This window comes from Sphingopyxis sp. 550A, from assembly GCF_053569535.1.
The window spans coordinates 934895-946997 of the sequence record NZ_CM131615.1 but is presented as its reverse complement, the minus strand read 5'-3'; the positions used below and the strand labels follow the sequence as shown (position 1 = coordinate 946997).

The window sequence follows — 12103 nt, the reverse complement described above, 5'->3', positions numbered from 1 at the left end:
AGCGCATCCCCCGTATAATCGCGCTCCCGCCCGAAATCCTTATCCCAAGTGGGCCGATCCCGTCCCGGGCATCCCGTATACGGCATCGGTTCGACGCGAAGGATCACAGCATGCCCATACTTCAGGATTTCATGATCGGTCGCCGGGCGCTCGTCGCCGCCGGTGGCGCGGCGACGCTTGCAGGCGGCCTGGGCTGGTCGGCTGTCAGCCTTGGCACAATCCCCCCGAAAGCTCACAAAGGAGCCGATCCCATGACTTATATCACTGCCAGTGACGGCGCGAAGATTTTCTACAAGGACTGGGGGCCGCGCGATGCGCAGCCGCTCGTCTTCCATCACGGCTGGCCGCTCACGGCCGACGAGTGGGACAACCAGCTGCTCTTCTTCCTCTCTCAGGGCTACCGCGTGATTGCCCACGACCGGCGTGGTCACGGCCGCTCGACGCAGACCGATCACGGCAACGAGATGGACACCTATGCCGCCGACGTCGCGGCGCTGGTCGCTTCGCTCGACCTCAAGGGCGCGGTACACATCGGCCATTCGACCGGCGGCGGCGAAGCTGCGCATTATGCCGCACGCGCCAAAGCCGGAACGATCGCAAAGCTGATTCTCGTCGGCGCAGTTCCGCCAGTCATGGTGAAGAAGGCCAGCAACCCCGGCGGTCTTCCCGTCGAGGTGTTCGACGGGTTCCGCAAGGCACTGGCCGAGGACCGGTCGCAATTCTACCTCGATATCGCCTCGGGCCCTTTCTATGGCTTCAACCGCGACGGCGCGAAGGTCAGCCAGGGCCTGATCCAGAACTGGTGGCGGCAAGGCATGGTCGGCAGCGCCAAGGCCCACTACGACTGCATCAAGGCGTTTTCCGAAACCGACTTCACCGAAGATCTGAAGAAGATTGCGGTCCCTACGCTGGTCATGCACGGCACCGACGATCAGGTCGTGCCGTTCGCGGACTCCGCCCCGCTCTCGGCGAAGCTGCTCGCGAAGGGGACGCTGAAGGCTTATGAAGGCTTTCCGCACGGCATGGCGGCGACCCACGCCGACGTGATCAACAGGGATATGCTCGATTTCATCCGGAGCTAAAATAGAGGCCGGGACGAACCGCCACGTTCGTCCTGGCTAATTTGCGATCGCGGCAGCGCCAACCCGCCCAAGCGAGGATGCGTCAGCCTATCTTTGAGCCGGGCCGATCCACTTGCTCGCTACCGGCGCACAATATTGCGCCATGGCCCGCAGGAGCATAGCGGGGTCGTCCTCGACGATCAGCATGTCGCGGTGGACAGGCTTCAAAAAGCCTTGCCCGGCAATATGATCGAGGAATCGCAGCAGCCCCTCATAGAAACCCGATACATTGAGCACGGCGCATGGCTTGATGTGACTTCCGAGCTGCGCCCAGGTCCAGATCTCCAACAGTTCTTCCAGCGTTCCGATCCCGCCTGGAAGTGCGATGAAGCCGTCAGACAGCTCGGCCATCAGAGCCTTGCGCTCGTGCATCGAGGCCACGATGCGCAGGTCGGTCAGCCCCGGATGAGCGACTTCCCTTTCGACGAGCGCCTGCGGAATGACGCCGGTTACCCGGCCGCCGCGCGCCAGCACGGCATCGGCAACGGCGCCCATCAGGCCGACGGACGCGCCGCCATAGACCAAGTCTATTCCGCCGAGCGCCAGCTGCTCGCCAAGTCTCCGTGCGGCGGCTCCATAGGCGGGCGAAATTCCCGGGCTGGAACCCGAAAATACGCAAAGCCGGCGGGCCTGCCCCCGTGTCCGTTCGGCGGTCATCAGCAATATCCCGGCTGATGAATATCGAGCAACCGGGCGCTTTCGCGCCACAGCGCTTCGGCCGTTTCGCGGTCGATCGCGAACGGGCGCACACCGGGGCCGCCGAGTTCGCCGTCCGCTTCGACGGGGGCAATGTCGCAGTCCTCGCAATAGACCCCGCCAACACCCTCCAGCGCGAGCGACGTGGCGCACCAGATCGTCGTGGCTGCACCCTGTTGCGGATTCTTGAGGTCGCGGTCCGGATCGACGACCGCCGTGCCGTCCGGATGCACCGCCCCGAACTGCTTAATCTCCTCCCGGCTCAAGTGACGCGCAAGCGGTCCCAGTATCGAACCGGGATGGACGGAAAAGGCGCGAATGCCGTGCTCCGCGCCGCGCGCGTCGAGCGCGACGGCGAAGAGGGCGTTTGCCGTCTTGGCCTGGCCGTACGCCAACCATTTGTCGTAGGCGCGGCGCCGGAAATCGAGATCTGACAGGTCGAGTCCGCCAAGTTGGTGCGCGCGCGACGACAGGACGACCACGCGCGCGCCGCCGGCTGCACCGCTAAGCCGCGGCCAGAGCGCGGCGGTCAGACGAAAATGACCGAGATGATTAGTCGCGAACTGACCTTCCCGCCCCGCGGGGTCGCGAAACAGCGGGGTCGCCATGACTCCGGCGCTCAGGATCAGGAGATCGAGCGCGCGACCGCTCTCCTCAAAGCCGGACGCGAAGGCTGTGATCGACAATGGGTCGAGAAGGTCCATCGCGGCGACTTCGACGTTTGGCATATCGTGGAAAACTTGCCGGGCCGCGCTCGCATTGCGTGCCGGCACGACAACATGAGCGCCTTTCAAAGCGAGTATCTTGACCGTCTCAAAGCCCAGATTCGATGCGCCGCCCGTGACGATCGCGGACTTCCCTGTAAGATCGACGCCATCGGCGACATCAGCGGCGGTCGTGAACGGGCCGAAGGGCGTATCAAGCGGCATTTGCACAGCAGTCATGGAGAGTTCCTGTTCGATAGGGGACGACGGGCCGCGATTGCGCCCGCGGGAAAAATGTCGGTCGAAAATGAGTGAGGCGCACGACCATCGCGGAGCCCGGCAAAGCGCCCCTCAGAAATCGACCGTGCGCGCCTCGAAGGCATTCTGGAATGCTGCCGCGCGCTCTGCCGCGGGCGGATATATCCAAACGCGATTGACCTCCATCTTGACCTTTTTCGCCTCGGGTCCGGTGATCTCGACGGTCCGGGGTGACCAACCGCGGGTGAAGATCGCGGCATCGGGACCGAGATCAAGGCACACGACATAGGATGGTTGGTCATATGGCAGGGTTGGCTCGCCAAGCAGGTCGGCGGCGGCATTATGCCCGGCAAAGGCGCCGAGGCGGCGCGCGTGCTGACATGACATCAGCGAAAAATTACCCTTATCGTCGGTGGCCGCCTTCGCGGTATCGCCGGTTGCGAAAATATGCGGCGCTCCAGGGACCCGCAAATCGGGATCGACGAGGACGCGACCGAGCGTGTCGCGCTCTCCGGGCAATTGTGCGGTCAGGGGCGAAGCACGCATGCCTGCCGACCAGATCACCGTGTCGGTTTCGATCCGCGCGCCATCGTCGAGCGCGACACCGCCTTCGTCGAGGCCGGAAACGCCGGATCCGACGATCGTCTCGATACCGAGCTCGCGCAGCCGTGCCTCGATATAAGGACGAGGCTCGTCACCCATGTCGCCGGCGACACACGGCCCATGCTCGATGATCACCACGCGCACCGGCGTATCCTGCCCGAGGATTTCGCGCAGCCGGTCGGGCATTTCGGTCGCCACCTCGATCCCCGTGAAGCCGCCGCCGACCACCACCACAGTATCACGCGCGGGCGATGCTGGTCGATCGGCGAGTGCTTGCAGATGTTTATCGAGTGCGACCGCGGCCGCCCGATCGTTCACGCTATGGCCGAAATCGGCAAGGCCAGGTATCGGCGGCTGAAATCCGTGGCTTCCCGCGGCGACGACCAGACGATCATAGGGCAGCATTTCGGCCGAGCCGTCCACGCCCTTCAAATTGACGACGCTTTTCTCTGCATCGATCTTGTCGACCCATCCGGCACGGAAATCGATATCGGTCGCGGCGAACAGCTCGCGGAGGGGCGCCGTCATCGACGCGGGATTGCGTTCATAGAGGCGCGGCCTGACGATCAGCGCGGGTTCGGGCGCGACGACGGTAATGGTCAAATCCGCTGGCGAGACACCCTTCTCATCACGCAGCCGCGCCGCCGAAAGGGCGGCCAGCAGTCCGGCGAAACCGGCTCCGATAATGACGATTTTCTGTGCCACGGGACTCTCCTTGCTGAATGGGGCCTCCTCCAACCCGCTGAAGCGGGCGCCGGGAAGATCGACCCGAGCATCGCGGACCGCCCGGCCCTCGCCTATCGTGCAAGGGGCTAGCGGCTGCAGACCGATGGCGAGGCAGACCTATTCCTTAGGACAGGGCGAGGTGACGGATGTCCGTCGTCAGAACATTTGGCGCAACTCGTGGCGTAAATTAGCGGAGAGCGGGCCTCGTCTTGGGATTGATATTAGGCGGCGAGCTTTCGGTGCTGCAAGCGCCGATATTCGATAGTCTGTCGTTTGATCCTTTCGCGCTGTTTGATGATGGCGGGTGCCCTGCCGAAGTAGGCGTCAGCAGGCGTCACGTTGCCGAGGCTCTCGTGGTATCGGCGGTGATTATAATGGTCGATGAAGGCCTCGATCTGGGCTTCAAGTTCGCCAGGCAGGAAGTAGTTTTCGAGCAGGATGCGGTTTTTGAGGGTCTGGTGCCAGCGCTCGATCTTGCCCTGGGTCTGCGGATGCATCGGGGCACCGCGGACATGGGTCATCTTGTTGGCCTCGATATATTCGGCCAGTTCCCCAGCGATGTAGCTCGGGCCGTTGTCGCTGAGCAGTCGGGGTTTGTGCAGCACCGTGGCGCTGTCACATCCGGAAGCCGCCAGGGCGAGGTCCAGCGTGTCGGTGACGTCCTCGGCCCGCATGGTGGTGCACAGCTTCCAGGCAATGATGTAGCGTGAGAAGTCGTCGAGCACGGTTGACAGGTACAGCCAGCCCCACCCGATGATCTTGAAGTAGGTAAAATCGGTCTGCCACATCTCGTTCGGTCGGGTGGTCTTGGTGTGGAACGCATCGGCGGCCTTGACCACGACATAGGCCGGACTGGTGATCAGATCATGGGCCTTGAGCAGGCGGTAAACCGTGGCTTCCGACACGAAGTAGCGCCTCTCGTCGGTGAACCGCACCGCCAGTTCGCGAGGGGATAGCTCGGTCGTCTCCAGCGCCATCTCGACGATCTGGTCCCGGATATCGTTGCCGATGCGATTCCACACCCGGCTCGGCGCCGATGGCCGATCCTCCAGCGCCTCCGGCCCGCCTTCGAGGTAGCGGTCATACCATCGATAGAAGGTCCGGCGGGGGATGCCGAGCTGGTCCAGCGTCCGCTTGGCGGGCAGATGCGACTGCTCGACGATCCTGATGATCTCGAGCTTCTCAGATGCGGGATACCTCATTCTTCGTCGCCCCCATCCGCGATCATGCTTTTTTTGAGCAGACGGTTTTCCAGCGTCAGGTCGGCCACGCATTCCTTCAGGGCACGGGCTTCGCGGCGCAGGTCGTGCACCTCGCCGGTGGTCGCAGCTCGGGCGGTATCGCCGGCCAGACGACGCTTGCCCGCTTCCATGAACTCCTTCGACCAGGTGTAATACAGGCTCTGGGCGATGCCTTCCTTGCGGCACAGCTCGGCGATGCTGTCTTCGCCGCGCAGCCCCTCCAGCACGATCCTGATTTTGTCCTCTGCAGAGAAGTGCCGGCGCGTCGCACGCCGTATGTCCTTCACCACCCGCTCAGCTGGGGCCTTCGGCGCCGATTTTTTCAAGGAGGATTTGGGCTTCATCTTCGTTCCTTCGTCACTACGACGAAGCCCAAATCCTCCTTAAATCACAACCTCAAATATGCGCCATTGGTGCTGACGGCGGACACGTTCCAATCCTGCTTCAACGGCGATCGTATAGCCCTGCAGGCAAATCGCAGGGTTGGTGGCATCTTTCCTGACCGCCGCGCGAAGCAGATCCATGGTAATCGGACTACCGATCGCCTGCGCGATTTTCGCTGCACTCATGAGGTCTATCGCGGACCGATCTGCGCTCTGATCGAGCTGCGTCCGCACGAACCGTTGAAGATCGGCCCAGCGGCCCGTTTCCACTGCGATCAAAACAGATAATTGACGCGTGTTGCTATTGTCGATCCCGCGGGCTGCCAGCGCATCGAGTTCGGATTCTGCCAGTTCCAATTCGCCTCGCCGGAACCTGACCCATGCCAGATGGACGTGTAGCCCCGGATCGCTACGCGCGTCATCGCCCAGCTCCAGGACAAACTCCTCTACGCGGGCCTCCTCACCGATGCTGATCAGGATGTCGCAGGCGTCCTGCGCATCGCTAATCTGCGCTCGACGCCGCCAAAGCTCGATAAGATACTCGCCGAGCCTCGGGTCGCGCTTTTCGCGCATAGCCTCAGTCAGGATCAAGAGATCATGCGTCGCCTTGCTCGTCTCGTAGTGGGCGAGGCGCATTGGAATAGGATCGCTTCCCTCCACCTCGGCAAGCGTGGCGTCGAGAAACTGGCACTCATCCGCGCCTAACCCTCCACGCTCATGTTCGAGCAACGCCTTGGCCTCGTCAATCCGCCCTGCTTTTGCTGTGGCCTCGATCTGCACCGCGACCACGCCGCCGTTGCTGGTGTAAGTGTCCAGCACGGTGCGATACCAGTCGAATATCCGGGTCACGATCGGCCCCAGCTCGGGGTCGATCGCGATGAGACTCCTGCCCTGCCCGTCCTTGGCGTTGAGATACCCAAGCGGCGCGAAGCTCGGCCAATGGCCCTGCTGCGCCTTTTCCAGCATTCCCTTGCGCGTCTCTTCGGAAAGATTGTCGATATAGGCTTTCGCCATCAGCACCTTGATGCCGTGGACGAACTTCTCGGAGGATCTGCAGCCGTCGGACATCACGGCATTCTCCTTGACGAAATGCACCTCCACGCCGAGATCGTCGATGATCGCCCAGTCCTTCAGATTCCGGTAGAGCCGATCGGTCTTTTCGACGAGAATGATCCGAACCTCGGGATGGCGCTTGAGATAGCGGAGCATGTTGCCAAAGGCCGTCCGGCCGCTCTTGCGCGCCGTCTCCACGTCGATATGGCTCGATACGACGACAATGCCATTCAACGCCGCATAGTCTTCGAGCAACTTCACTTGGGATGGGATGGAATATCCCTCGCGCTGCTGATCCGGTGTCGAGACCCGCGCATAAAGGACCGCTTCGCGTATTCCGGGCTGATCCATGTTCTTGCGGTGTTTGTAACGGCTAACTGCACTTCTCGGCCTGGCCAAAAACTTGCTCCTTTTTAGATGCCCTCCCACGATGGAGGGGGCATGCCCTGAGCAAAATTGGCGATTCGATGCGATGCCGTAATGGTCGGTTCGGGCGGGTAGGATGTCGATCAGGGTCTTGGATGGCAATCACGGCAGATTATCACGCTGCGCGGTAACGCCCATAGGCCACCTTCACGAGCAAACCCTCGTCGCACATGCGCCGGAGATAGCATCGATGTACGCCAATGTTGGAGAACTCCCTCGTGCGAACCTCCCCGTTCGCGGAGGCAAGAGCAACGGCTCGCTCTCTCAACGATGGCTGCCGACGAGCCATCACCTCAGCCTTTTTTTCGGCTTTTGATCGCTACCAGCAGAGCGGATCTCGCACGCGTGCGACAACGCCGCGATGGCTGGATCGAGGGCCAGGAGAAGTCTGGTGTTGGCCCTAAGCGTCTTGAAGCGACGAATGCTCGACCTGGTTTCCGGGAGGAAGAACCGCGCAAAGGTTCGAGACCTATCCAGCTTAGGGAGCCACATTCCTTCATAGTCGCTTTCCATCACCGGGCCGGTCCGGATCCGGGGGCGACCGCCATCGCTCCGAGACCTCGACGCTATCCCAGAGTCCGGGGCCGACGAACAGGAGCGCGCTGCCCGCGCTTCCGCAGATGAAGATCATCGCGGCGAGCATGATCATGGAAGACGTCGCATCGCGCGCCGATGTCGTCAGCGCAATGCCGTGAAGGCGGTCGGCTGCCGACCAGCCGATGACGAACAGCATGATGCCGCCAAGGCGCAAGCCCAGATTGGCCGCGAGCGTTTCATGCCATTTCTTCATGCGACACCTCCGACGGAGGTCATTCAACTACGCAGCGCGGCGTAGGATTTCGAGGCCGCGAAACGCGGCGCCGCGTTGAGATTGCATATGATCGCTCGCCCTGGCGGCGATCCTGTCGGCGCGGCGCCGGGCCTACCCCTCCGCGTCCCCCGCCTTCTCAGCCTCGAGCCGCAGGCGATAGCCGATCCCGAGTTCGTTGCTGATGATCCGCGGCAGCTGCGGATCGGCCTCCAGCTTCTGGCGCAGCGTGCGAATGAGCACGCGCAGATATTCGACATGATGCTCATGCTCGCGCGGCCACACCTCGGCCATGATCTGCTTGTGGGTGATCACGCGGCCGGGAAAGCGGGCGAGCTGCGCGAGCACCGCATATTCCTTGGGCGTGAGATGAATCTCGCTGCCGCCCTTCGTCACCGTTCGGGCGACCATATCCAATCTGACGTCGCCCACCGTCACGACAAGATTGCCGCCGTCGCGCGTCAGGCGATTACGCAGCGCGACCCGCACCCGCGCGAGCAGTTCGTCGGTGTCGAACGGCTTGGTCAGATAATCGTCGGCGCCAAGATCGAGCGCCGCCACTTTCTCCTCGGTCGCCTCGCGCGCCGATACGACGATCAGCGTCGTTTCGGACTGCTGCTTGAAAAGCGGAACCAGTTCCAGCCCGTCGCGATCGGGCAGGCCGAGATCGAGCAAGGTGATGTCGGGCCGCTCTTCGCGAAGTCGCTCGATCGCCGCGCGCGCGTTCCCGGCCTCGACGATCGCATAATCGGCGCGCTCCAGCGCCGCGCGGATCAGGCGGCGGATATGCGGTTCGTCATCGACGATCAGAATCTTGTGCCGAACTTTCATCGGATATCCTTGTCGGTCAGATCGGTGGCGATCAGCGCCTCGGGGATGCGGATCGTGAAGCGGGCGCCATGCGGCTCGCTGGTGTTGCCCGCTTCGACCGTCAACCCCATCGCCTCGGCAAAACCCTTGACGATCGCAAGCCCGAGCCCGGTACCGTGCTTCACGCGGTCGCTGCCCTCCAGCCGCGTGAAGGTTTCGAAGACGCGCTTTTCGCTGCCCGGCGCAATGCCCGGCCCCTGATCGATCACCGAGAGCAGGATGGCGTCGGCGGTGCGGTTTGCCCGGATGGCGATAGGGGTGCCGGGATCGGCGTATCGCCCGGCATTGTCGAGCAGGTTGATCAGACAGTGATGGAGCAGCACCGGATCGACCCGCACAAGCGGAATGCTGGACGCGATGTCGATCAGAACGTCGTGCCCCGCAAGCGACGCGCGGGTATCGTGCGCCGCGCTCGCCGCGGCATCGAATAATTCCGTCGCTTCCACTTTCATCGGCAGGGCACCGGCCTCGACCCGCACCATGTCGAGGAGGTTCGAGACGAAGCGGTTGAGGCGCAGCGCTTCGGCCTCGATCGTTTCGGCCATTTCGGCCGACGGATGACGCCGCATCTCCTGCGCCGCCGACAATATCGTGGTGAGCGGCGTGCGGAGATCATGGCTCACCGACGACAGCAGGGCCGATCGCAGCCGGTCGCGCTCGTCGACCTGCCGCGCGTGCAGCGATGCTTCCTCCAGCTCCATGCGGTCGAGCGCGATCGAGGCCTGATCGAGAAGGCTCATCAGCAGCGGCACCTGATCGGATCGCACCGGCTCGCCCGCATCGTCGCGGGTCAGCCCGAGCACGCCGAGCACGCCGCGGGTGGTGCGCAGCGGATGAAACAGCCAGTCCGACGCGGTGAGCGTGGCCGAGCCGCGTCCTGCAGGCTGCGCATTGTCGATCGCCCATTGCGCCGCGGCGCGCTCGATCTGTTCGAGCCGGTCCTCGGGCGGCACCGCGGCGCGCAGCATCGGCCCGTCGGCGGACGGCAGCAGCAGCACCGCACGAACGTCGAGCAATCGCCCGACCTCGGCGCAGATCGCCTGCATCAGCGCGTCCTGATCGGGCGCCGCGGTCAACTGGCGCGAGAAGCTGGCAAGCGCGGCATTCTGGCGCGCGCTCGATTGCGCCAGATCCGCCTGCGCCCGCACCCGCGCCGCGAACTGGCTGGTCACGATCGCAACCCCGAGCAGCACCAGGATGCTGATGACATTTTCAGGATTGTTGACCGTCAGCGTGCCGGTCGGCGGCAGGAAAAAGAAATTATAGGCGAGGCTCGACGCGAGCCCGGCAAACAACCCCGCGCGCAGGCCGAAGGTCGCGGCCGCGAACATGACGGGGACAAGGTAGAGAAGCGCAATATTGCCGAGATCAATGGCTTCGAGCAGCAGGCGACCGAGCGCGGTCATCGCGGCGACCATCGCGAGCGACACGGCATAGTGCGACGGCTTGCCCCAGCGCCCGGGCTGAGCCGCAGCGCTGCGCTGGCCTGTCGGCTTGTCGACTTCGCCGGGCAGGACATGGACCGCGACATCGTCGATCGTCCGGACGAGCTGATCGACGATCGAGCCGTGGCGCATCTCGAACCACCAAGGCCGGGTCGACTTTCCGATGACGATCTGCGTCGCGCGCGCGTCCGCCGCGAAGGCGCGCAGCCCCTCGGCGACGCTCGCGGCGGGAACGGTCGCGGTCGAAGCGCCGAGCCGCGAGGCGAGCGCCAGCGTATCGGCAAGCTGCCTGCGATCGTCATCGGACATCGCCCGGCTCCGCCGCGTTTCGATATAGACCGCCGTCCAGGGCGCCTTCAGCGCATCGGCAAGCCGCTTGCCCGCGCGGACGAGCCCGGCCGCCACGGGAAGCTCGCTCACCGCCACGACGATGCGCTCGCCGACCGCGAAGCTGCCCGCCAACGCGTGGCTGCGAACATGGTCGAGCATTTGCACATCGACGGCCTGCGCCGCCCGGCGCAGCGCCAGTTCGCGAAGCGCGGTGAGGTTCGATTTGGAAAAGAAGTGCGTCAGCGCACGCGATGCCTCCTGCGGGATATAGACCTTCCCGTCGCGCAGCCGCTCGATCAGCTCGTCGGGCGGAATATCGACGACTTCGATCTCGGCATTTTCCAATATGGTGTCGGGCACCGTCTCACGGACGCGAACGCGCGTGAAGGAGGCGACAATGTCGTTGAGGCTCTCGACATGCTGGATATTGATCGTCGAATAGACATCGATCCCGGCGTCCAGCAGTTCCTCGATATCCTGATAGCGCTTGGGGTGCCGGCTGCCCGGCGCGTTGGTGTGCGCCAGTTCGTCGACGAGGACGAGTTGCGGCCGCCGTTCGAGGATCGCGTCGATGTCCATCTCGCCAAGGCTGTGCCCCGGATGATCGACCGCGCGCCGCGGGATGATCTCATAGCCATCAACCAGCGCCTCGGTCTCGCGCCGACCATGCGTTTCGACGACGCCGATCACGACATCCATCCCGGATTCGCGGCGGCGACGGCCATCGGTCAGCATTTCCCAGGTCTTGCCGACGCCGGGCGCGGCGCCGAGAAACAGCTTGAGACGACCGCGGCCTTCCTGCGCCGCCTGGCGCAGAAAAGCCTCGGGTGGTGGTCGATCCTTTTCAGTCACGCGGCGGGTTTAGCCCCAAGTGCATCGAGTCGTCGATTGAGCTTGAACAGATTGACCCGCGGCTCGCCGAGGAAACCAAGCAGCGGCGTCTCGATTGCCTGCTCGACGATCCTGCGCACGCTCGCCGGATCGAGCGAACGCGCGTGCGCGACGCGCTCGACCTGATAAAGGGCCGCCTCGGGACTGATATGGGGGTCGAGCCCCGAGGCGGAGGTCGTCACCAGGTCAGGCGGGACGTTCAGCCCTGGCGCCGTTCCGGAAGGCCGTGCGACATCCGCCTTCACGCGCTCGGCCAACGCCCGCGACGTCGGGCCGAGGTTCGACCCCGACGAGGCAAGCCCGTCATATCCGTCGCCTGCCGCCGAAGGCCGGCTATGGAAATAGCGGTCGCTGGCGAATGCCTGCCCGACCACGGTCGAACCGACGACCCGGCCGTTGTCGCGCACGAGGCTGCCGTTCGCCTGAACAGGAAAGAGCGCCTGTCCGATCCCCGTCATCGCGAGCGGATAGACGAGCCCGAGCAACGCCGCGAAAAGCAACGTCATGACGAACGCGGGGCGCAGCGAACTGATGATATCCTTGTCCAT

10 protein-coding genes are annotated in these 12103 nt (G+C 63.8%); 1 reads left to right on the top strand and 9 read right to left on the bottom strand.

Annotated elements, in window-relative coordinates; all coding sequences use genetic code 11:
- The first annotated feature begins 251 nt into the window (after window positions 1-251).
- On the top strand, window positions 252-1082 hold the full coding sequence (locus ACVENA_RS04510; protein WP_449327825.1) for an alpha/beta fold hydrolase: 831 nt from the start codon (window positions 252-254) through the stop codon (window positions 1080-1082).
- Between the two features lie 87 nt (window positions 1083-1169).
- On the opposite strand, the gene ACVENA_RS04505 is transcribed toward ACVENA_RS04510, so the two are convergent.
- The 9 genes from ACVENA_RS04505 to kdpC all read right to left on the bottom strand — a co-directional run bounded on the left by ACVENA_RS04505 (window position 1170) and on the right by kdpC (window position 12103).
- Window positions 1170-1778 carry an LOG family protein gene (locus ACVENA_RS04505; RefSeq protein WP_054731587.1) on the bottom strand — a complete coding sequence of 203 codons (609 nt, stop codon included), beginning with the start codon at window positions 1776-1778 and terminating at the stop codon, window positions 1170-1172.
- Window positions 1778-2746 carry an SDR family NAD(P)-dependent oxidoreductase gene (locus ACVENA_RS04500; RefSeq protein ID WP_449327824.1) on the bottom strand — a complete coding sequence of 323 codons (969 nt, stop codon included), beginning with the start codon at window positions 2744-2746 and terminating at the stop codon, window positions 1778-1780. The genes ACVENA_RS04505 and ACVENA_RS04500 overlap by 1 nt, the downstream gene beginning before the upstream one ends.
- Window positions 2747-2872: 126 nt before the next feature.
- Window positions 2873-4087 (bottom strand): NAD(P)/FAD-dependent oxidoreductase, encoded by a 1215-nt coding sequence (locus ACVENA_RS04495; RefSeq protein WP_449327823.1) that lies wholly within the window; start codon window positions 4085-4087, stop codon window positions 2873-2875.
- A gap of 242 nt (window positions 4088-4329) precedes the next feature.
- Window positions 4330-5693 (bottom strand): IS3 family transposase gene (locus ACVENA_RS04490; protein WP_257546647.1). Its coding sequence is split into 2 segments (ribosomal slippage): window positions 4330-5343 and window positions 5346-5693, totalling 1362 coding nucleotides; the frame shifts between segments, so codons are not numbered across the junction.
- A 39-nt stretch (window positions 5694-5732) separates the two neighbouring features.
- The gene (locus tag ACVENA_RS04485; protein WP_449327822.1) at window positions 5733-7136 is read right to left on the bottom strand and encodes a recombinase family protein; all 1404 of its coding nucleotides are present in this window, start codon (window positions 7134-7136) and stop codon (window positions 5733-5735) included.
- A 571-nt stretch (window positions 7137-7707) separates the two neighbouring features.
- Window positions 7708-8001, bottom strand: coding sequence for a hypothetical protein (locus tag ACVENA_RS04480; protein ID WP_449327821.1), 294 nt, complete (start codon window positions 7999-8001; stop codon window positions 7708-7710).
- A 132-nt stretch (window positions 8002-8133) separates the two neighbouring features.
- Window positions 8134-8850 carry a response regulator gene (locus ACVENA_RS04475; RefSeq protein WP_449327820.1) on the bottom strand — a complete coding sequence of 239 codons (717 nt, stop codon included), beginning with the start codon at window positions 8848-8850 and terminating at the stop codon, window positions 8134-8136.
- Window positions 8847-11516: a DUF4118 domain-containing protein gene (locus ACVENA_RS04470; protein ID WP_449327819.1), complete on the bottom strand. Its 2670-nt coding sequence runs from the start codon at window positions 11514-11516 to the stop codon at window positions 8847-8849. Before ACVENA_RS04470 ends, ACVENA_RS04475 begins: the two co-directional genes overlap by 4 nt.
- Window positions 11513-12103: a potassium-transporting ATPase subunit KdpC gene (gene kdpC, locus ACVENA_RS04465; RefSeq protein WP_449327818.1), complete on the bottom strand. Its 591-nt coding sequence runs from the start codon at window positions 12101-12103 to the stop codon at window positions 11513-11515. Before kdpC ends, ACVENA_RS04470 begins: the two co-directional genes overlap by 4 nt.